This window comes from Myxococcus hansupus, from assembly GCF_000280925.3.
Lineage (GTDB): Bacteria > Myxococcota > Myxococcia > Myxococcales > Myxococcaceae > Myxococcus > Myxococcus hansupus.
In genome coordinates, this window is record NZ_CP012109.1 from 7,274,009 (window position 1) to 7,294,619 (window position 20,611).

Annotated in this window: 19 protein-coding genes; 12 read left to right on the plus strand and 7 right to left on the minus strand. The window is 70.1% G+C overall.

All coding sequences use genetic code 11. The features are described 5' to 3' along the window. Positions 1-30: 30 nt before the first annotated feature. Together A176_RS39430 and yhbY are read left to right on the plus strand one after the other, a co-directional pair. Complete coding sequence (locus A176_RS39430) at positions 31-3,087, plus strand: DnaJ domain-containing protein (RefSeq protein WP_044889317.1); 3,057 nt, start codon at positions 31-33, stop codon at positions 3,085-3,087. A gap of 45 nt (positions 3,088-3,132) precedes the next feature. Beyond that, on the plus strand, positions 3,133-3,441 hold the full coding sequence (yhbY, locus tag A176_RS28420; protein ID WP_226994012.1) for a ribosome assembly RNA-binding protein YhbY: 309 nt from the start codon (positions 3,133-3,135) through the stop codon (positions 3,439-3,441). A 56-nt stretch (positions 3,442-3,497) separates the two neighbouring features. On the opposite strand, the gene A176_RS28425 is transcribed toward yhbY, so the two are convergent. Then, positions 3,498-4,808, minus strand: coding sequence for a neutral/alkaline non-lysosomal ceramidase N-terminal domain-containing protein (locus tag A176_RS28425; RefSeq protein WP_002635155.1), 1,311 nt, complete (start codon positions 4,806-4,808; stop codon positions 3,498-3,500). A 144-nt stretch (positions 4,809-4,952) separates the two neighbouring features. On the opposite strand from A176_RS28425, the gene purF reads away from it, so the two are divergent. After that, positions 4,953-6,344 carry an amidophosphoribosyltransferase gene (gene purF, locus A176_RS28430; RefSeq protein ID WP_002635153.1) on the plus strand — a complete coding sequence of 464 codons (1,392 nt, stop codon included), beginning with the start codon at positions 4,953-4,955 and terminating at the stop codon, positions 6,342-6,344. A gap of 71 nt (positions 6,345-6,415) precedes the next feature. On the opposite strand, the gene A176_RS28435 is transcribed toward purF, so the two are convergent. Both A176_RS28435 and wecB read right to left on the minus strand, forming a co-directional pair. Further along, on the minus strand, positions 6,416-7,384 hold the full coding sequence (locus tag A176_RS28435) for an RluA family pseudouridine synthase (protein WP_002635152.1): 969 nt from the start codon (positions 7,382-7,384) through the stop codon (positions 6,416-6,418). A gap of 80 nt (positions 7,385-7,464) precedes the next feature. Further along, positions 7,465-8,595 carry a non-hydrolyzing UDP-N-acetylglucosamine 2-epimerase gene (gene wecB / locus A176_RS28440; RefSeq protein WP_002635151.1) on the minus strand — a complete coding sequence of 377 codons (1,131 nt, stop codon included), beginning with the start codon at positions 8,593-8,595 and terminating at the stop codon, positions 7,465-7,467. Positions 8,596-8,702: 107 nt separating this feature from the next. Here wecB and kdsB point away from each other — a divergent pair, with 107 nt between their 5' ends. Continuing rightward, positions 8,703-9,443 (plus strand): 3-deoxy-manno-octulosonate cytidylyltransferase, encoded by a 741-nt coding sequence (gene kdsB, locus A176_RS28445; protein ID WP_044889316.1) that lies wholly within the window; start codon positions 8,703-8,705, stop codon positions 9,441-9,443. 2 nt (positions 9,444-9,445) lie between these two features. Next, positions 9,446-10,411, plus strand: a complete 966-nt coding sequence (locus A176_RS28450; protein ID WP_002635149.1) for a hypothetical protein — start codon at positions 9,446-9,448, stop codon at positions 10,409-10,411. Here A176_RS28450 and A176_RS28455 read toward each other — a convergent pair. Further along, positions 10,404-11,252 carry an aldo/keto reductase gene (locus tag A176_RS28455; protein WP_002635148.1) on the minus strand — a complete coding sequence of 283 codons (849 nt, stop codon included), beginning with the start codon at positions 11,250-11,252 and terminating at the stop codon, positions 10,404-10,406. The two genes, A176_RS28450 and A176_RS28455, sit on opposite strands and share 8 nt — an antisense overlap. 110 nt (positions 11,253-11,362) lie before the next feature. Between A176_RS28455 and A176_RS28460 the strand changes: the two genes are divergently transcribed. From A176_RS28460 to A176_RS28485, 6 genes are all read left to right on the plus strand, one after another. After that, on the plus strand, positions 11,363-13,129 hold the full coding sequence (locus tag A176_RS28460) for an ABC transporter ATP-binding protein (protein ID WP_044889315.1): 1,767 nt from the start codon (positions 11,363-11,365) through the stop codon (positions 13,127-13,129). A 305-nt stretch (positions 13,130-13,434) separates the two neighbouring features. Then, positions 13,435-13,668: a hypothetical protein gene (locus A176_RS28465; RefSeq protein WP_002635146.1), complete on the plus strand. Its 234-nt coding sequence runs from the start codon at positions 13,435-13,437 to the stop codon at positions 13,666-13,668. 84 nt (positions 13,669-13,752) lie between these two features. Next, positions 13,753-15,393 (plus strand): CTP synthase, encoded by a 1,641-nt coding sequence (locus A176_RS28470; protein ID WP_002635145.1) that lies wholly within the window; start codon positions 13,753-13,755, stop codon positions 15,391-15,393. Then, positions 15,390-16,226, plus strand: coding sequence for a 3-deoxy-8-phosphooctulonate synthase (gene kdsA, locus A176_RS28475; protein WP_002635144.1), 837 nt, complete (start codon positions 15,390-15,392; stop codon positions 16,224-16,226). The genes A176_RS28470 and kdsA overlap by 4 nt, the downstream gene beginning before the upstream one ends. A 31-nt stretch (positions 16,227-16,257) precedes the next feature. Next, positions 16,258-16,833 (plus strand): KdsC family phosphatase, encoded by a 576-nt coding sequence (locus tag A176_RS28480; RefSeq protein WP_002635143.1) that lies wholly within the window; start codon positions 16,258-16,260, stop codon positions 16,831-16,833. 40 nt (positions 16,834-16,873) lie between these two features. Beyond that, positions 16,874-17,494: a response regulator gene (locus A176_RS28485; protein WP_002635142.1), complete on the plus strand. Its 621-nt coding sequence runs from the start codon at positions 16,874-16,876 to the stop codon at positions 17,492-17,494. A gap of 99 nt (positions 17,495-17,593) precedes the next feature. On the opposite strand, the gene A176_RS28490 is transcribed toward A176_RS28485, so the two are convergent. Both A176_RS28490 and A176_RS28495 read right to left on the minus strand, forming a co-directional pair. Next, positions 17,594-18,037: an Hsp20/alpha crystallin family protein gene (locus A176_RS28490; protein ID WP_002635141.1), complete on the minus strand. Its 444-nt coding sequence runs from the start codon at positions 18,035-18,037 to the stop codon at positions 17,594-17,596. A 211-nt stretch (positions 18,038-18,248) separates the two neighbouring features. Next, positions 18,249-18,443 carry a CPXCG motif-containing cysteine-rich protein gene (locus A176_RS28495; protein WP_002635140.1) on the minus strand — a complete coding sequence of 65 codons (195 nt, stop codon included), beginning with the start codon at positions 18,441-18,443 and terminating at the stop codon, positions 18,249-18,251. 59 nt (positions 18,444-18,502) lie between these two features. Here A176_RS28495 and A176_RS28500 point away from each other — a divergent pair, with 59 nt between their 5' ends. Beyond that, a complete protein-coding gene (locus tag A176_RS28500; RefSeq protein ID WP_002635139.1) occupies positions 18,503-19,351 on the plus strand; it encodes a GspE/PulE/PilB domain-containing protein in 849 nt (282 codons plus the stop codon). A 9-nt stretch (positions 19,352-19,360) separates the two neighbouring features. On the opposite strand, the gene serB is transcribed toward A176_RS28500, so the two are convergent. Next, positions 19,361-20,554, minus strand: coding sequence for a phosphoserine phosphatase SerB (gene serB, locus A176_RS28505; RefSeq protein WP_002635138.1), 1,194 nt, complete (start codon positions 20,552-20,554; stop codon positions 19,361-19,363). Between the last annotated feature and the right edge of the window lie 57 nt (positions 20,555-20,611).

Consider the following 20,611-nt stretch of genomic DNA (forward strand, 5'->3'; position numbering starts at 1 on the left):
TTCTCGCAGGACGAAGGAGCAGGGCCGCGCATGGCGGAGGGTGAGGTCCGGCAGTACTGGGTTCGCAACGACAGGGGCACCATGTGGGGGCCCCTCACCCTGCCGACCATCGAACTGCTCATCGAGAGCGGCTCCATCCAGGGCCGGCTCCAGATGTCCGAGGACGGGCTCAACTTCGCCTTTCCCTGGCGCTTCCCCGAGGCTCGGGACGTCGTCCCGCGAGAGCTGTGGGGCCCTGGCGCGCCCGCCTCCGTGGAGCAGGCCGCTCCCTCGCAAGGTGCACAGGCGGCCGTCCCTGCCGGTGGCCGTGCCCCGATGCCAGGTGGCGCGGCGCCGATGGCGGGTCCGGGTACAGCGCCGATGGTCGGCCCGGGTGCAGCGCCGATGGCGGGCCCGGGTACAGCGCCAATGGCCGGCCCTGGTGCAGCGCCGATGGCAGGCCCGGGTGCAGCGCCGATGGTCGGCCCTGGTGCAGCGCCGATGGCAGGCCCGGGTGCAGCGCCGATGGCCGGCCCTGGCACGAGGCCCATGGCTGGCCCTGGTACGGCGCCCATGGCAGGTCCTGGCGCGCGAGCAGGAATGGACCCCGCGCGACGCCCCGCGGCTCCGGGGCAGCCCGCGCGGCCTCCCACTGCGCCTGCGGGTCAACGCCCCCCAGGGGCACCCACCGCGGCCCGCCCGCCCGCAGCGAGCCCTGCTCCGCCGCCCGCGCCGCTCCCCGTGGCCGTCCCCGCGGTGGAAGGCGATGACGCCGCACCGGAGATTCCAGCTCGCGGTCCGTTGGAGCAGTGCTCCCCCATCCGCCTCTACGGCCGCATCGCCGCGCGAGAGCAGACGGGCCTGCTCTCGCTGACGTTGGCGGACCGAGCCGTCCACATCCACTTCCGCAAGGGCAACCCCGAGTTCGTCGACTCGACGCATCCGGAAGAAGCGCTCGGGTCATCCCTGGTCGCGGCGAAGCTGCTCACGCCCGAGCAGCTCCAGCAGGCAGGGGGCTCCCTGGAGCGCTTCGGCGGAGACCTGCTCACCGCGCTCTTCGGCTTGGGACTGCTCCAGCCGGCCACGGCCTTCACGTTCCTCGCGCAGCGCGCGGCAGGCATCCTCGGCCGGGGCCTCAAGGCCGAGGTCGGCACCTTCACCTTCGAGCTGCGCGACCTGCCTGCCAACAAGGCGATGCCGCTGGGCAATCGGTGGGCGGTGTTGAGCGACACGGTGCGCCGCATTCCATCGGCGGACCTCAAGCGCAGGCTGACGCCGGTGCTCCAGCTCCCCATCATGAAGTCTGGCGGCGTCGTGGCCGCGAGCGAGCTGCGCCTCACGCCGCATGAAGTCCGTGCGCTCACGGTCATCGACGGCGTGCGCTCGGTCTCGCAGCTCCTGACGGACTTCGCGCAGGACACGGACCACCTGCTGCGGATCACCTTCCTGCTCCGGGAGCTGGATGCGGTGTCGTTCGCCGGGCAGGCCCGAACCGGCCCAGGGACACCGCCTCCCGCCGAGCAGGCCGCTGGCGCCGCGCCACGCCCCAACGTCGCCGCCGCGCAGCGCCCCGCTGGTGCGCCGCCCGCCTCCAATCCCAACATCGCCATGGAGCAACAGGCCGTGGCCACCGGTGCACAGCCCGCTGGGGCCCAGGGTCTGCACGGCGCAGGTGCGCAGCGCCCCGCGGGCGCAGTCGGTGCGCAACACCCCGCCGGCACCGCGCCCAACGTCGCGGGTGGACAGCCCCTCGCAGGCACCGTGCCCAACGTCGCGGGAGGCCAGCCCATCGCGGGAGCACCGCGCCCCGCTGGCGCAGCGCCCCACGTCGCGAGTGGACAACCCGTCGCAGGCACACCGCCCAGCGGCGCGGGAGGTCAGCCCATCGCCGGAGCACCTCGCCCCGCGGGAACACCGCCCCACGTCGCAGGGGGCCAGCCCATCACGGGAGCACCGCCCAACGTCGCGGGTGGACACGCCGCGCGCCCGGCAGCACCGAACGTCGCGGGAGGCCAGCCCATCGCCGGTCCCGGTGCGGTCGCCCAGCGCCCAGCAGCACCGAACGTCGCGGGAGGCCAGCCCATCGCCGGTCCCGGTGCGGTCGCCCAGCGCCCGGCGGGTGCGAACAGCACGAGCCCTGGCCCCGCGGGCGCCCCACGCCCAGCCGGCACCGCGCCCAACGTCGCGGGAGGCCAGCCCATCGCCGGTCCCGGCGCAGCGGGAGCGCAGCCACCCGTCCCCGGCGCGCCACGTCCCGCCCCTACCGCGGGTCCAGGAGCGCGTCCCGCCGGGCCCGTCCCCACCGCGGGCCCTGGCGCCACGCAGCGCCCCACCGTCCCCACCGCGGGCCCCGGCGCCCCACAGCGCCCCACCGCTCCCGTCGCGGGGCCCGGCGCCACCGCCGCCACGCACGCGAATGCCCCGGGCGCGGACGAGATTCCCGCCCTGCGCCAGCTCACCACCGCGATGAAGCAGCAGAACCACTTCCAGCGGCTCGGGCTGACGGAGCAGACAAACTCCAGCGCGGTGAAGATCGCCTACTTCCGCTTGGCCAAGCTGTACCACCCGGACACGCTGCCGCAGGGCGCGCCGCCGGAGTTGGAGAAGCTGAAGGCCGAGGTCTTCGCCTACGTCGGCGACGCCTACCGCACGCTCTCCGACGACAAGAGCCGCGCCAGCTACATCGAAGAGCTCAAGAGCGGCGGCAGCGGCGACGGCGTGGACATCAACGGCATCCTCATGGCGGAGGAGCTGTTCCAGAAGTCCTGCATCCTGGTGAAGGCGCGCAAGTTCCCGGACGCCGTGAAGATGCTCGACGAGGCCATCAAGCTGAACCCGGAGGAAGCGGAGTTCTACGCCTGGCGGGGCTACGCCCGCTTCTTCATGGCGGCGGACAAGAAGGCCGCCCAGCCCGAAGCCTTCCGGGAAATCCAGAACGCCATCCGCCGCAACGAGCGTTGCGCGCCCGCGCACTACTTCCTCGGGGTCATCGCCAAGCTGAGCGGTGATGCCCCCGGGTCGCTCAAGCACTTCAAGCGCACCGTGGAGCTCCAGCCGGACCACATCGACGCGCAGCGGGAGATCCGCATGGCGTCGCAGAAGAAGTAGGGTGCGCCCCCTCACCCCGGGGCCCTGGAGGCCCCATCCGAAACCATGAAGGAGAGAAGCAACGTGCCGCTCACTGGGAAGCAACGCCGCCATCTGCGCGCGCTAGGACACCACCTGGAACCGGTGGTCATCGTCGGCCAGGCCGGCGTCACCGAAGGTGTCATCGCCGCCGTCGAACAGGCGCTGCAGGACCACGAGCTCATCAAGGTGAAAATCAACGAGGGCCCGGAGACGCGCCAGGAGGGTGCTCAGCGCATCGCCGAGGGCGCCCAGGCGGAGCTCGCGCAGCTCCTGGGCCGCACCGCGCTCCTGTTCAAGAAGCGCAAGAAGGACTCCAAGTTCGAGAAGTTCTAGGCCAGCACCCGGTCCGGCCGCGCCGCGGAGCCCTCGAGCCCGCGGCGCCCGACCCCCTACCGCGTGAAGTCGGCCGCTCCCGCCACGAGCTCGGCCGCCACGCTCAGCCGCTCCAGCAGCGCGGGCCCGAAGTACTGACGCCGGGACTCTCCCAGGCCGCCCTCCACGTTCGCCGCCGTCTCCACGTAGCCCACGTAACCATCCGCCAGCCCGAGCACGCCCGTGGCGCCCGTGCGCCGCAGCAGCTCCGCGCCCGCCGCCACGCTGGGCTCGCCCGGCACCGCCACCAGCTTCAGCGGCCCCAGCACCAGCGCCGCCACCTCCGCCAGCCGGGGCGAGGAATCACACAGCAGGTTGTCTCCCGCCGCCCGCGTCAGTGACGGCACCAGCCGCGACGCGTCCGGCCGAGGCATCGCCGCATCCGCGCGCGCCAACGCCAGCCGCACCGAATCCCCCACGGGCGACAACGGCGCGTTGCCCGCCAGCTCCGCCAGGGCCCGCGCGAAGCCCGACACCCGCTCCAGCCCCAGCCCCTTCGAGTACGCCACCGACGCGTTGCCCACCGCGCCCTGCAGCAACAGCGTCACGCCGCTGCCCGCCTCCTCGCGCAGTGCGCTGAGCCGGCCCGGGTAGTCCGGATCCACGTAGGCCCGGTGACGCGGCACCATCGTCGGGTGTGCGGCGAAGAACAGCAGCTCCGCCACCGGCGACTCCGCGCCCCGCAGCACCGCGCGCGTCAGCGTCCCATCCGGAATCGCGCCGCCACTGCGCGAAGCCACGAAGTCCGGCTCACGGGCCTCGCCCACCTCCAGCGACACCGGAGCCAGCGCGGCGTCGGCACGCGACAGGGCCTCCCCCGCGGCGGCGGTGATGGCCTCCACCACGTCCTCGCGATACCGCCCGGTGCCCGAAAGCTGCGCCACCAGTCGAGGGTCATAGCCCCCCAACGAGGAGTGCGTGTGTGTGGCGAGCACGAGCACCTCGCTCAGCCCCGACGCCTTCACCCGCTCGCGCACGCGCGTGACGAGCACATCCGGCACCAGCAGCAGGTCCAACGACACCACCCCCACCCGCGTCCCACCGGCCTCCAGCACCACCGCGCGTGCGTGGAGCGGAACGTCAGCCTGTCCCGCCTCGGGCCGGGGCGGCGAGTAGCCCGCCACCACCACGGGGAACGGCGGCGCCAGCGCGACCTTCGCCGCGCCCGCGCGCAGGGGGCCTTCGCCTTGAACCCGTGACACCAGCACGGGCGCGCGTTCAGCCCAGGAGCCGCACCAATTCCAGGACGCCAGGGCATATGCGACGCCCGCGGTGAGTAACACCATGGGAAACAAGGAACGCCAGCGTGCCAGTCGCGAGGAAGCCATGCGCGGGCCAGACTACCCGCAGGGACTGGCCTTTGGGACGCCTGACTGCCCACATGAAACGACTCTGGCGTCGGGTGGAATACCCACCAGAGGGGCATGCGTTCCTGTTCCGCTCACCGCTCGAAAGGAGTAAGGCAGCGCGCCATGTGCGGCATCTTCGGAATCGTGGGGCACGCCGAGGCCTCCAACCTGACGTACCTGGGACTGCACGCCCTCCAGCACCGGGGGCAGGAGTCCGCGGGCATCGTTGCCTCTGACGGCATGGCGCTGCGTGCGCACCGGCAGATGGGACTCGTCGCCGATATCTTCGACGCACCGGTGATCGCCGGCCTGCCAGGGCAGGCGGCCATCGGTCATGTGCGCTACTCCACCGCGGGAGGCAGCGCGCTCAAGAACGCCCAGCCGCTGTTCGTGCAGTACGCGGGCGGCCAATGCGCCATCGCGCACAACGGCAACCTGGTGAACGCGGCCGAGCTGAAGCAACAGCTCGAGGCCGACGGCGCCATCTTCCAGTCGGACGCGGACACGGAAGTCATCCTGCACCTGCTGGCGCGCTCCAAGCAGCCGACCTTCGAGCAGAAAATCGTCGAGGCGCTGCGCAAGGTGACGGGCGCCTACAGCCTGCTGGTGCTCACGGAGAACAAGCTCGTCGCGGTGAGAGACCCGCACGGCATCCGTCCGCTGGTGCTGGGACGGATGAAGGAAGGCGCGTACGTGCTCGCCAGCGAGTCCACCGCGCTGGACCTCATCGAGGCGGAAATCGTCCGGGAGCTGGAGCCGGGCGAGCTGCTCGTCATCGAGAACGGGCTGATGCGCACCAGCAAGCCCTTCGCGGAGCCTCCGCGGCAGGCGCGCTGCATCTTCGAGCACGTGTACTTCGCCCGGCCGGACTCCACGCTGTTCGGCAGCAACGTGTACGAGGTGCGCAAGGAGCTGGGCCGCCAGCTCGCGAAGGAGCAGCCCGCGCCCAACGCGGACCTGGTCATCGCGGTGCCGGACTCGGGCGTGCCCGCGGCCATCGGCTTCGCCCAGGCCAGCGGCATCCCCTACGACGTGGGCCTCATCCGCAGCCACTATGTGGGCCGCACCTTCATCGAGCCGCAGCAGTCCATCCGCCACTTCGGCGTAAAGCTGAAGCTGTCCGCGGTGCGGCAGGTGCTCAAGGGCAAGCGCGTGGTGGTGGTGGATGACTCCATCGTCCGTGGCACCACGAGCCGCAAGATCGTGAAGATGATCAAGGCCGCGGGAGCGCTGGAGGTCCACCTGCGCATCTCCTCGCCGCCCACGAAGTGGCCTTGCTACTACGGCATCGACACGCCGAGCCGTCAGGAGCTCATCGCCGCCACGCACACGCTGGAGGAGATCGCCACGTACGTGACGGCGGACTCGCTGGGCTACATCTCCCAGGAGGGCCTGGGTCGCGCGGTGGGTGACCCGGAGCGCGGCAGCTTCTGCACCGCGTGCTTCTCCGGCAAGTACCTCATCGGCGAGTTCGGTGAGGAGCAGCGCTCCCAGCCGAGCAAGCTCACCGCCTGACCTGACGCCAGCATCACGCTCGAGGCCCTCTGTCCGCACCGCCGGACCGAGGGCCTTCGTGCATCCAGCGCCTAGCGCCCCATGAAGTCCACGAGGTCCGCCGGCAGGGGCGACTCGAAGACGACTTCTTCTCCCGAGCCCGGATGCGGGAAGGCGATGCGCGCGGCGTGCAGCGCGTGTCGCGGCAGGCGCAGGCGCTCCCACGCCTCCGGCTCCAGGCAGCGCTTGCTGAAGCGGTCGAAGTAGCCCGGGTCCGGCCCGTACATCTTGTCGCCCACGAGCGGGAACCCCGCGTGGTGCAGGTGGATGCGAATCTGGTGCTGACGCCCCGTCTCCGGGAAGCACCGCAGCAGCGCGAAAGGCGCGCCGTCGCGGGTGAAGCGGCGGAGCACCTGGAAGCGCGTGCGGCTCTCCTTCCCCGCCACCGGGTCGATGCGCACGGCGATGCGGATGAGCTCGGTGCCCTCCGCGATGGGCGCCTCGACGGTGAAGGTGTCCTCGGGCGGGTGGCCCTCGCACAGCGCGAGGTACTCCTTGTGGACGTCACGCGAGACGAACAGGCGCCCCAACACCCGGCAGGACTCGGTGGTGCGCCCGCAGACGACCAGGCCGCTGGTCTCCCGGTCCAGGCGGTGCGCGGGCTCGGCGAAGCGCTCACCAAAGCGCTCCCGCAGCAACGTCACCAGCGTGCCCTTCTGGTAGCGCGCGGACGGGTGGATGGGCAGGCCCGCGGGCTTGTCCAGCACCAGCAGCCAGTCATCCTGGAACACCACGGGCAGCTCCGTGGGCGTGGGCGGCTCCTCGCTGGCGCGGCGCCGGAGACGGAAGGACAGCCCCGGGTACACCGGCGTGGAGGGCTTCAGGCGGCGCTCGTCGCAGAGGACGCCCCGCAGGATGACGCCCTGGAGCCGCTCCAGCGACATGCGGCGAATCTTCTGCGCCAGGTATTCATCCAGCCGCCAGCCGGCGTAGTTCGGCTCGACGACGTAGCGGATGTCGACGTAGCCCTCGGGGGCTTCTTCTGGCTGCTCGCGGTGCATGGGCCTGCCAGCGCTCTAACACGGCGGGCCCGGGGCGGGCCCTGGAACCCCAGGGCCCGTCCAAACGGAGCGTCAGGCCGTCAGGCGGAGGCTGCCTGAATCGGCTGGTCCTCGACGCCGAGGAAGCTGGCGAAGAGGTCCGCGATGCGCTCGGCGGCGCGGCCATCCCAGAACTCCGGGACGCGCCCCTGCTTGCCATGCCCGTCCAGTACGCGGTCGGCGGCCATGCGGATGCGGACCGGGTCGGTGCCCACCACCTCGTTGGAGCCCTCCTCCACGGTGATGGGACGCTCGGTCTGCTCGCGCAGGGTGAGGCACGGGATGCCCATGGCGGTGGTCTCCTCCTGGAGGCCGCCCGAGTCGGTGAGCACCAGCCGCGCCTTCGACGTGAGCGCCAGGAAGTCCAGGTAGCCCATGGGGTCCACGGGCCGCAGGTTCGGGCTCTGTTCGAACCAGGAGTCCAACCCCTGCTCCGAAATCACCTTCCGCGTGCGCGGGTGCACCGGGAAGATGACGGGCAGGCGCGTGGAGACGTGGGCCACCGCGGACATCAGTCCGCCCAGCAGCTTCGGGTCATCCACGTTGGAGGGCCGGTGGAGCGTGCACACCGCGTAGCCGTGCGGGATGAGCCCCAGGTCCTTCAGCAAGGGCAGCTTGTCGGCCTTCTCTCGCGAGGCGAAGAGCGAGTCGATCATCACGTTGCCCACGAAGTGGATGCGAGCCGGGTCGGTGCCTTCCTTGAGCAGGTTGGCGTCCGCGTCGCGCGAGGGCGTCAGCAGCAGGTCCGACAGCCGGTCGGTGACGAGCCGGTTGATCTCCTCGGGCTGGTGCGGCGAGTAGCTCCGCAAGCCCGCCTCGACGTGCGCCAGGGGTATCCCCAGCTTGGACGCCACCAGCGCGGCGGCGATGGTGCTGTTGACATCCCCCACCACGGAGACGAGCGCGGGCGGATGGGCCAGGAAGACCTTCTCCAGTTCCACCATCATCCGCGCGGTCTGCTGCGCATGGCTGCCCGACCCGATGCCCAGATGAACGTCTGGGGCAGGCAAGCCGAGGTCTGAGAAGAAAACGTCGCTCATCTTTGCGTCGTAGTGCTGCCCCGTGTGGACAAGGATTTGCTCCAACGGGGTACGCTCGGCGATGGCGCGATAGATGGGCGCGACCTTCATGAAGTTCGGACGCGCCCCAACGATATGAATGACCTTCTTCATGTTGCGACCAAAGCTAGGCACTGGAGCCGCGCTGGCCAGTGTCCGATGATGCGAATGTCCAATCCCGGGGGCCGGCATACGTCGCGAACCTGATAGACGGAGGGGTCATGCAATCTTGCCGGACCGTTGCAGTCATTCCCGCCCGACATGCCAGCACCCGCTTCCCAGGCAAGCCGCTGGCAATCATCGCCGGCCGGACAATGATTGAGCACGTCTGGCGCCGCTGCCAGGAAGCCCAGGCCTTCGACGAGGTCTGGGTGGCCACCGACGACGAGCGCATCCGCGCCACGGTGGAGGGCTTCGGCGGCCGCGCGGTGATGACCAGCCCCGCATGCGCCACCGGAACGGACCGCGTCGCCGAGGTCGCGCTCGAACGTCCAGACGTCGACATCTGGGTGAACGTTCAGGGAGACGAGCCCCTGGTGGACCCCGCCGCGCTCCAGCGCCTCGCGGGCCTCTTCACCGACCCCGCCGTGCGGATGGGCACCCTCGTCCGGCCGCTCGAGGCCGATGAGGCCAGCAGCCCGCACGTGGTGAAGGCGGTGCTCGCGCTCAATGGCGACGCGCTCTACTTCAGCCGCAGCCTGGTGCCCCACGTGCGCGAGCCCGGCGCGTCCGCGCCGCGGTGGGGACACATTGGCCTGTACGGCTACCGGCGCGAGGTGCTGCTGTCGCTGGCGAAGCTGGCACCCACGCCGCTGGAAGAGGCGGAGAAGCTGGAGCAGCTCCGCGCGCTGGAACACGGCATCCCCATCCGCTGCGCGAAGGTCGCCTCGCATACGGTGGCCGTGGACGTGCCCGGTGACGTGGAGAAGGTCGAGGCCCTCCTCCGCGCGAGAGGGGGTTGACCGTGGGCTTCTTCAAGAACGTCTTCGGCGGGGGCAAGACGGAGGAGGCAACGCCTTCTCCCGACAGCGCGCCCACGCCAGGGGCTCCGCCCGGAGCCGGAGCCACCGCCCCGGCCGTCGACCCGGCGGGCGCGGCCCTTCCCGTGGAAGCCCGGGTGCCCGCGCCCGCGGAGCTTCCCGCCGCGCCCAAGCCACCCGCCCTCGCGGAGCTTCCCGCCGCGCCCAAGCCACCCGCGCCCGCGAAGACGGAGCGCCCCAAAGAGACCCGCAGGACGCAGCAGGAGGACGAGGACATGGAGGGCGTTCAACGGCTGGTGTCGCGCAAGGTGGAGCGGGTGCTGGAGCAGCTCGGGACGGTCGCCACGCGCGCTCGCACGGGCGAGGAGGTCCCCACCATCACCGCCACCCTGCACCTGTCCCACGGCCATTCGCTGACGGGCGAGGTCGTGGACTACATCCCGCGCGAATCGGTGCTGCTCGCCCTGGGCAAGGAAGGCCTGCGCCGCTCGGAGTCGGTGGCCTACGTGGACATCGCCACGGTGGTCGCGGTGTCAGTGAGCCACGCGGAGAAGCTGCTGGAGCTCACGCAGTTGGTGCGCCCCAACCCCACGCGGCAGGACATCGTCACGCTGCTGGAGAAGCTGCCCCACGCCCTCACCGAGCAGTTCTGGCCGGGGGAGATGTCGCTGGGCGGCAAGCCGCTGCGCTTCGACGTGGACTGGATGGGGCTGGACGACGAGCCGGGCCGCCGCGCGCTCGAGTCCGCCGTGAATGTCACCAGCCACGCGCTGCGCGCCCTGGCCCAGGAGCAGGGACGCGAGGTGCTGCGCCGCATCACCACCGTGCGCTTCCTCAAGGGCCGCGACACGCGCGCCGCCGTGGAGGGAGAGACGGGCACGGTGACGGTGGGCCCGGGCGAGCCCACCGTGTCCGCCTTCCGGAAGTCCTTCGCCGCCGGCATCAAATAACGGGCAGCGACGCGGGCTCGGCGTCCAGCGGGAAGGCGCCGTCGAGCATCGCCAGCTCCTCGGAGGTCAACACCAGCGACGCGGCGGCGGCGTTGTCCCGCGCGTGGGCTTCCCGGCTCGCCTTGGGAATGGCGAACAGCGAGGGCCGACGCACCAGGAACCGCAGCGCCACCTGGTACGGCGTGACGCCATGCGCGCGGGCGATGGCACCCAGCACCTTCCCACCCCGGCTGTCGGGCCGAGGGAAGCTGCCGTTGCCAAAGGGGCTGTAGCCCACCACCGCCACGCCGTTCGCTTCACACCAAGGCAGGACGGCGTGTTCGATGGCGCGCTCCTCCAGATGGTAGAGCACCTGGTTGCACGCGATCCGCCCCGGCCCCGCGAGCGAGAGCGCCTCCTCCAGGTCCTCCACGTCGAAGTTGCTCACGCCCCAGGCGCGAATCTTTCCGTCCGCTACCAGCTTCTCGAAGGCGCGCACCGTCTCCTCCAGCGGGTGCGAACCCGGCCAGTGCAGCAGGTAGCAGTCGAGCCAGTCGGTGCGCAGCCGCTTCAGGCTCCGCTCGCACGCGGCGAGCGTCCCCGCATAGGTGGCGTTGGACGGCATCACCTTCGACACGAGGAAGACCTCGTCCCGCCGGCCGGCGATGGCCTCGGAGACGATGGACTCCTCCACCTGGCCGTGGCCGTACAGCTCGGCGGTGTCCACGTGCGTCATCCCCAGGTCCAACCCGGCGCGAAGGGCACGGAGGGCGCTTGCCCGGTCGTCCGCTTCCATCTGCCAGGTCCCCTGCCCGAGGACGGGCACTGACACCCGCGTGCTCCCGAATCCGTGCTTCTCCATGGCGCTCCCCCTGACATGGCGGCTGACCCGCGTAGGAGAGGATTAATACCCCTTCAGCACACACGCAGGCGCCCAGTGCACCGCCCGCAGGCTCGCGTTAGTCTCCGCCGGTGTCTTCCCCCGAGAAAGATTCGACAGCCCGGCCGCCTCCTCGCGTGACGCTGCGCCGCCTCCTGATGCTGGCGCGCCCGGAGGTGGTGCCCCTCGCCGGGGCCACCCTCTTCCTGCTCATCAGCAGCGGCGCCACGCTCGTCTATCCCCGCGCCATTGGCGACCTGGTGGACCAGGCCCTCAACGCGAAGAACCGTCAGGTCGTGGACGGGCTCGCGCTGGTGATGCTCGCCGTGTTCGTGGTGCAGGGCCTCGCCATGGCCCTGCGCGCCTACCTCTTCAACACCGCCGGCGAGCGCGTGGTGGCGCGGCTGCGCAAGGACCTCTTCCGCGCCCTGCTGTCCCAGGAGGTGGGTTTCTTCGACGCGCGCCGCACCGGTGAGCTCACCAGCCGCCTGTCGTCGGACACCACGGTGCTCCAGAACACCGTCACCGCCAACGTGTCCATGTTCCTGCGCTACGCCGTCACCGCCGTGGGCGGCGTGGCCCTGCTGTTCTACACATCCTTCCAGCTCACGCTGGTGATGCTCACCGTCATCCCGCCGGTGGCCATTGGCGCCGTGCTGTACGGCCGCCGCGTGCGCGCCATCTCCCGCCAGGTGCAGGACGCGCTCGCCGCCAGCGGCGAGGTGGCCGAGGAGGACCTGTCCGGCATCCGCACGGTGCGCTCCTTCGCCGCGGAGCGCCACGAGGTGGAGCGCTACAGCGTCGCCGTGGAGCGCTCCTTCACGCTGGCACGCGACCGCACGTTCCAGTCCTCCGTGTTCCTGGGCGCGGCGTCCATCGCCGGGTACGGCTCCATCGCCGCGGTGCTGTGGTACGGCGGCCGGCTGGTGGTGGACGGCAGCCTGTCCGTGGGCGCGCTCACCTCGTTCCTCATCTACACCATGCTGGTGGCCTTCTCGTTCAGCGGCATCGCGGAGCTGTGGGCGGACTTCATGCGCGCCAGCGGCGCCGCCGAGCGCGTCTTCGAGCTGCTGGACCGCCAGCCCGCCATCCGCGCCGGCGGCGAGCAGCTCACGGACCTGCGCGGCCACGTGGAGTTCCGCGGCGTCCACTTCTCCTACCCCACCCGGCCCGACGTGCCGGTGCTCCAGGGCTTGGATTTGGAGCTGCGGCCGGGCGAGGTGGTGGCGGTGGTGGGCCCCTCCGGCGCGGGCAAGTCCACGCTGGCCTCCCTGCTGTCACGTTTCTATGACCCGCAGGGCGGCGAGGTGCTGCTGGACGGCCATCCGCTCACCGCCCTGGAGCCGGAGTGGCTGCGCCGCAACATCGGCATGGTGGCGCAGGAGCCCCAGCTCTTCTCCTGCTCCATCGCGGACAACATCCGCTACGGCCGGCCCGACGCCACCGACGCCCAGGTGGAAGAGGCCGCTCGCGCCGCCAACGCCCACGCCTACATCGAGCGCTTCCCGGAGGGCTACCGCACCCAGGTGGGCGAGCGCGGCGTGCAGCTCTCGGGTGGCCAGAAGCAGCGCGTCGCCATCGCCCGCGCGGTGCTGAAGGACCCTCGGCTGCTCATCCTCGACGAGGCCACCAGCGCCCTGGACGCGGAGAGCGAGCACCTGGTCAAGGACGCGCTGGAGCGCCTGATGCAGGGCAGAACCACGCTCATCATCGCCCACCGCCTGTCCACCGTGGCCAACGCCAACCGGGTGCTGGTGCTCGACGGCGGCGTCATCATCCAGAGCGGCACCCACGCCTCCTTGATGAACCAGGAGGGCCTGTACCGGCGGCTGGTGGAGCGGCAGTTTGTCGCAGCTTGAACGTCTGGTGCCCACACGGCTTGGGCCCTGCACCCAGCGACAGTGGCGGCCATTTCCCGGCCCGATTAAGTCAGGGGCTCCGAAAGGAGGTGATGCCTTGAACGACAGCAACTCCAAGGCGTCCACCTCCGCGTCGGTGGCCTGAAAAGGCGCTGAGGCGGTGGCAGACGCTGGCAGTTCGGGGCCCGTTTCCCGCGAGGGAGACGGGCCTTTTTACGGACGCTCGGGAATGCCGGACCGCCCCTCCTGTTCGGAGCGCGCCAGGGGGAGGCCGACCCAACACGTTTCTTCCGGGAGTCACAGCCGTGTCCATCACCCCATGCCCCAGCCCGCTGCCCACCGCCCTTCGTGACGAAGAGTCCGTCGACACGCAGCGCAACCTCTTCTGCCCCAACTACGACGCCTGCCTGCACCTGGTGGTGAAGCGCGGCTGGGAGGGGTGGAGCTGCCGGAACTGCGACCTGCGCAAGTTCCGCGTCGGCCAGCCGACCGCCCAGGAGTTCGCGGTCGCCCGCCCGGGTGGTTGGGACGGCAACTGACGCAGCCCCCCAGGACACAGCGGGCGGCCGTCCACCGAAAACAGAATAATTGACGCATCCCTGCCTCAGTTGGCAGAACGGGACATGCGCTCCAAGAAAACCAAGTTCATCTTCGTGACGGGCGGAGTGGTCAGCTCCCTCGGCAAGGGCCTCGCCTCGGCTTCCATCGGCGCCCTGCTGGAGAACCGTGGGCTGGCCGTCACCCTCATCAAGCTGGACCCCTACATCAACGTGGATCCGGGCACCATGAGCCCGTTCCAGCATGGCGAGGTGTTCGTCACCGAGGACGGCGGTGAGACGGACATGGACCTCGGCCACTACGAGCGGTTCACCAACGCGCGGATGAGCCGGCTCAACAACTTCACGTCCGGCCGCATCTACCACGCCGTCATCATGAAGGAGCGGCGGGGCGAATATCTGGGCAAGACGGTCCAGGTGATTCCGCACGTCACCGACGAAATCAAGTCCAGCATCCGCCAGGCGGCGCAGGACGCGGACGTGGTCATCGTCGAGGTGGGCGGCACCGTGGGCGACATCGAGTCGCTGCCCTTCCTCGAGGCCATCCGCCAGATGCGCTACGACGTGGGCAGCGAGAACGTCGTCTACGTGCACCTGACGCTGCTGCCGTACATCGGCGCGGCCGGCGAGGTGAAGACCAAGCCCACGCAGCACTCGGTGATGAAGCTGCGCGAGATTGGCATCCAGCCCGACTTCCTCGTGTGCCGCACGGACCGCGAGGTGTCCCGCGAGATGAAGGACAAGATCGCCATGTTCTGCAACGTGGACACGCGCAGCGTGTTCACCTCGCCGGACGTGCGCAGCATCTACGAGCTGCCGCTGGAGCTGCACCGCCAGGGCCTGGACGAGCGGCTCGCGGAGGTCCTCAACATCTGGAGCCGGGCGCCCCACCTGGAGCGCTGGGAGAACATCATCCGCAAGGTGTACGAGCCGGCGCGCGGACAGGTCCGCGTCGCGATTGTCGGCAAGTACGTCAACCTCACGGAGAGCTACAAGAGCCTCAACGAGGCGCTCCTGCACGGCGGCATCGCCAACGACGTGAAGGTGAACCTGCACTTCGTCGACAGCCAGGAGGTCGAGGAGCAGGGCGCGGAGAAGATGCTGGCCGGCGTGGACGCCATCCTCGTGCCCGGCGGCTTCGGCGTGCGCGGTACCGAGGGCAAGATTGCCGCCGTGCGCTACGCGCGTGAGAAGAAGGTCCCCTTCTTCGGCATCTGCCTGGGCCTGCAGATGGCCGTGGTGGAGTTCAGCCGCACCGTGCTGGGCCTGGCCAACGCCAACAGCCTGGAGTTCAACGAGCACACGCCGCACCCGGTGGTGACGCTCATGGAGAGCCAGGTGAAGGTGCAGGACAAGGGCGGCACCATGCGCCTGGGCAGCTACGCCTGCGCGCTCAAGCCCGGCACCCGCGCCCACCAGCTCTACGGGCAGGACACCATCCAGGAGCGCCACCGTCACCGCTACGAGGTGAACAACGCGTACCGGGGCAAGCTGCAGGAGGCGGGGCTCGTCATCTCCGGCGCCAACCCCGAGCTCAACCTGGTGGAGATGATTGAGCTGGCCGAGCACCCCTACTTCGTCGGCTGCCAGTTCCACCCCGAGTTCAAGAGCAAGCCCTTCGCACCCCACCCCCTCTTCTCCGGCTTCATCCGCGCGGCGCTCGCCCAGCGGGACGCGAACGCGGCGGCCGGGCAGGTGACCGCATGAGTGCCCCCACCCCCATCGAGCTGTGCGGCTTCAAGGTTGGCCAGGGACAGAAGCTGTTCGTCATCGCCGGCCCCGACAGCATCGAGTCCGAGGACATGGCCCTGCGCCACGCCCGGATGCTCAAGGACATCACCAGCCGGCTCGGCGTGCCGTATGCCTTCAAGTGCTCCTACGACAAGGCCAACCGCACCAGCGGCAAGTCCTTCAGAGGCCCGGGTCTCAAGGAAGGTCTGAGAATCCTGAAGCGGATCCGCGACGAAGTGGGCGTCCCCGTACTCACGGACGTCCATGAAACAAGTCACGTCGGGCCAGCCTCGGAAGTTGTGGATATCATCCAGATACCGGCGTTCCTCTGCCGGCAGACGGATCTGGTGGAAGCCGTGGCGCGTACTGGCAAGGGCGTGAACCTGAAGAAGGGGCAGTTCGTGGCGCCCAAGGACATCGTCCACTCGGCGCGCAAGGCCTTCGAGACGGGCAACCCCAACGTGCTCGTCACCGAGCGCGGTTCGACGTTCGGCTACAACAATCTCGTGGTGGACATGCGCGGCCTCGCGCAGATGCGCGACGCCGGCCTCGCCGTGTGCTTCGACGCCACCCACTCCGTGCAGCTCCCCAGCGCTGGCAACGGCGAGACGGCCGGTGAGCGCCGCTTCGTGTCATTGCTCGCGCGCTCCGCCGCGGCCGCCGGGATTGACGCGTTGTTCACGGAAGTCCACGAAGATCCGGATCGTGCCCTGTGTGACGGTCCGTGTTCGCTGAACCCACAGATGTTCGAGGACGTGGTACGAAACGTGCTGAGCATCCGCCGCGTCTTGGGACACGAGCCGGGTTGATGCGTCAGCGCACAGAGGAGTCGAGCAAGCCATGGTGACGGAAGCCCCTTCCAGACTGGGAAAGGAAGAGCTCACGTCCCGCGCTGCGCGCGTGCGCCTGCTCGTCTTCGACGTGGACGGGGTCCTCACGGACGGGGGCCTCTACTACGGCCAGGACGGCGAGCTGATGAAGCGCTTCGACGTCAAGGACGGCCACGCGCTCGTCATGGCCCGCCTGTCGGGCCTGCCCGCCGCCATCCTCACCGCCCGCACCTCCGGCATCGTGGAGAAGCGCGGCAAGGAGCTGGGGCTCGCGGCGGTGTTTCAGGGCCGACGTGACAAGTCGGCCGCGCTCAAAGAGCTGGTCGCCCAACTGGACGTGCCCCTGGACGCCTGCGCCTACATGGGTGACGACCACAACGACCTGGGCCCACTTTCAATGGTGGCTCTTTCCGCTTGTCCTGCGGATGCGGTCCCCGAAGTGCGCCACGAGGCCCACTTCGTTACCCAGAGTCCTGGCGGCCGAGGGGCCGCTCGTGAACTCGTGGAACTGTGTCTCAAGGCCAGTGGCCGCTGGGACGACGCAGTGGGTCTGATGAGAGGGTCTGATAGGCGCGGTACTCAGTAAGGTTGAAGAAAACCCGTGTTCAAGGTAGGTGAATAGTTCCATGGGCAGCGGAATGATGCAGCAAGAGGGGAGTACGGCGATGACGGACCAGCTCTACACCACGCACGACATCAGTCGTTTGCTTCAGGTGGACCCGTCCACCGTGAGCAAGTGGATTGACCGGGGCATCCTGATGGCTTTCAGGACGCCGGGCGGCCACCGCCGCGTGCGGTCGGCGGACCTGCGCACCTTCCTCATCACGCACCAGATGCCTGTGCCGGAAGAGCTCGGAAGCGGCACCGTGCGCCTGCTCGCGGTGGATGACGAGCGCCCGGTGCTGGACGCCATCAAGCGCGCGTTCAAGCCGTTCGCGGCCCAGGTGGAGCTGCAGACGACGACGAGCGGCGTGGAGGCCCTGCTGCTCGTGTCCGAGCAGAAGCCGCACGGCATGATCATCGACCTCAACATGCCGGACATCGACGGCCTCGAGGTCTGCCGCCGCATCCGCGCGCGCAAGCAGATGGAAGGCGTGCGGCTCATCACCATGACGTCCGCGCACACGCCGGAAGTCGTGGAGCAGTCCAAGCAGGCCGGCGCGCTGGCGTGCCTGGCCAAGCCGCTGGACGTCCAGCAGGTGCTGGAGCTGTTCCGCGTGCCAATGGCGCTCAGCGCCAAGCGGTAGCACAGGCAGGGCTTCCGCCTCTGTCCGCGGAAGCCCTGGCAGGGGTTGTGATGATGGGAGGCAGGTGACCTCCCTGGCCAGCGGTGTGCGCCCGGGGCCTCAGCCCTGGACCTTGACTTCGATGACGCGAGGCTTGCTCTCCTCGCGCCGAGGCAAGGTCAGCGTCAGCACGCCCTGCTCGTAGCGCGCTTCCACCTTGCTGGCGTCCACGCTGTCAGGCAGCGCGAAGGAACGGGCCAACGTTCCGAAGGCGCGCTCTTGCCGGCGCACGTTGACGCCCTCCGCGCGGGGCTCGGCCTTGCGCTCGGCCTGCACGGTGAGGATGTCCTTCTCCACCGTCACCTGGATGGACTTCGCCTCCAGCCCGGGCATGTCCAGTTGGAGCGTGAGCCCGCTCTCGGACTCGAGGATGTCCGCGGCCGGCGTGCGCTCCCGCGGCGCCTGACGCCACATGGGCTGCGTCAGCTCGCGGAAGAGCGCGTCCACGTCGCGCATCAACGGGTTCACCACCACGGCGGAGTTGAACGGATTGCGGGTCTGCATGGACGTCTCCTGTTCGTGTCGCCCTCGCGGACGCACGGCATGACTGTGCTTGTGTTGGTTCAGGTTCGCGGTCGCCGCGGTGCCCCCCACCGGGGCTCCAGCGCCGCCTCACAAGACTCAAGAGAACCATGCTTCGGAACGTGTCAAGCAACGCCCCGAGGCCCCGCGCGGGCCCTCACACCACGCTTGCCTGCCCGCCTTCCCGGCCGACTCAGTCGTCGTCGCGCCCGAGCTGCACCGCGTACCCTTCTTCGTCGCGGGACACCTGCACCGTCCACGGACGGCAGCACACCGGGCAGTCCTCGATGTACGACTCCGAGGCCACGCCGATGGGGTCCACGGCGACCTCGACCGCTTCACCGCAATAGGGACACTGCTGGGTGGCGGATTCCGCGAAGGGTTGCATGGCAGGCCTCCTCATCGCGGACGCAGCGTCCGCGCATCTAGACGGTAGAATGCGGAGCCATGGCATCTCCTTCCCGGAATCGCATTGGCGACATCCTCGTCAAGGCACGCGTCATCGACGACTTGCAACTGCGCAGCGCGCTGGCCACCCATGACCAATGGGGAGGCCGCCTGTCGCGCATCATCGCGGACCTGGGGCTGGCCACCGATGACGTCATCACCGAGGCCATCTGCCAGGGCCTGGGAATGCAGCGCATCCAGTTGGGCAACGTCACACGCGACGCGGGCGCGCTCGCGCGCGTGGACGTGAACCTCGCCGAGCAGAAGGCCGTCTTCCCCGTGTCGCTGAAGGACAACGGCAAGACGCTGGTGCTGGCCATGGCGGACCCCACGGACCTCGTCACGCTGGACCAGGTGGCGGCGAAGAGCCGCGCCCGCGTGGTCGTCATGGTGGCGGGCGAGCGTGAAATCGAACACGCCATCCTCCGCCACTACCGCGGGCAGGAACCGGTGGTCAGCACGCGCTTCGGTGGCAAGCAGCGCGAGTCGGACGAGGACACGTCCTCGGATGAAGACGAGTTCAAGGTCGTCGACATGAGCGGCAACACGGTGGTGAAGCGCATCGCGGACATCACCCCGCCCGCGCCCGCCGCCGCGCCCCCTCCGCCGCCGCGCGCCGCGGAGCGAGCCCCCGCGCCGGCCAGCAACGCGAGCGCCGCCGACATCCTCGACGAGATTCTCGCGGGCGGCGCGCCGTCCTCGGAGTGGAGCGACGAGGACCTGAAGCGTCTGCAGACGGTGCAGCAGAACCAGGAGAAGAGCTCCAAGATTCTGCGCGCGCTGCTGGAGCTGCTCCTGGAGAAGGGCGCGCTCCAACAGCGCGAGCTGGCCGCGAGGATGAGGCTGTAGTCCGCGTCCTCAGCCGAGCTCGAGCAGCTCGCGGCCGGTGAGCCCCAGCAGGAAGAGGATGGTGTCCAGGCCTCCCGCGGAGATGGACGTATCGGCCGCGGCGCGCAGCTTGGGCTTCGCCCGGAAGGCGATGCCCAGCCCGGCACGCTCCAGCATCAGCAAGTCATTGGCGCCGTCGCCCACGGCGACCACCTGGTCCAGTTGGATGCCCTCCGCCTGGGCCAGCGACGCCAACAGCTCCGCCTTGCGCCGCGCGTTGACGATGGGGCCCACGGTGCGACCGGTGAGCTTCCCGTCGCGCACCTCCAGCTCGTTGGAGTGCGCCACGTCGATGCCCAGCCGCGCCTTGAGGGCCTCGGCCGCCACGGAGAAGCCGCCGCTGATGACGGCGGTGCGGTACCCCAGCCGCTTGAGCACGCGCACCAACGTCTCCGCGCCCTCCGTCAACGGCAGGTTCGCCGCGAGCTGGTGCACCACGGACACGTCCAGGCCCGCGAGCAGCGACACGCGCTGACGCAGCGACTCGTCGTAGTCCATCTCGCCCTGCATCGCGCGCTCGGTGATGGCGGCCACCTGCTCGCCCACGCCGTGCGCGCGCGCCAGCTCGTCGATGACCTCGATGCGGATGAGCGTGGAGTCCATGTCCATGACGACCATCCGCTTGCCGCGCCGGAACAGACTCTCGCGCTGCAACGCCACGTCGAAGCCGCCCGATTGCATGGACAGCTCCAGCAGCGCCTGCTTGAGCGCGTCCGGAGGCTGCCCGGCGGCCAGGGCGAGGTGGATGTCCACCGAGCCCAGGTGCGGCTCACTGGTGCGGGTGATGCGCTCCACCTGGGCGCCGTGGGCGGTCAGCACCTGCGTCAGCGCGTGCAGCTCCCGGGCGCCCAAGGCGCGGCCCACGGCGGTGACGACGAAGCGCGGGCCCCTGCCGTCCTCGGACGCGGGCGCGTGGACGGGCTCGAAGTCCAGCGTCACGCCCAGCGACTTCGCGGCGGCCACCAGCGGCTCCAGCACGGCGCCCGCGTCCCCGGACAGCCGCGCGAGCAGGCAGAGGGTGAGCCGCCCCCGCACCACCACCTGCTCCACGTCGAGCAGCTCGGCGCCCGCTTCCGCCAACAGGCCGGTGAGGCGCGAGGTGATGCCGGGCTGGTCCTTCCCGGTGACGGTGATGAGCACGCTTTCGGACGAGGGCGAGGTCATGGCCCCGCCAAGTCTGGCAGTCCCCCGCGTGCGCGGCGAGCCCCGAGTGCGCCGGGG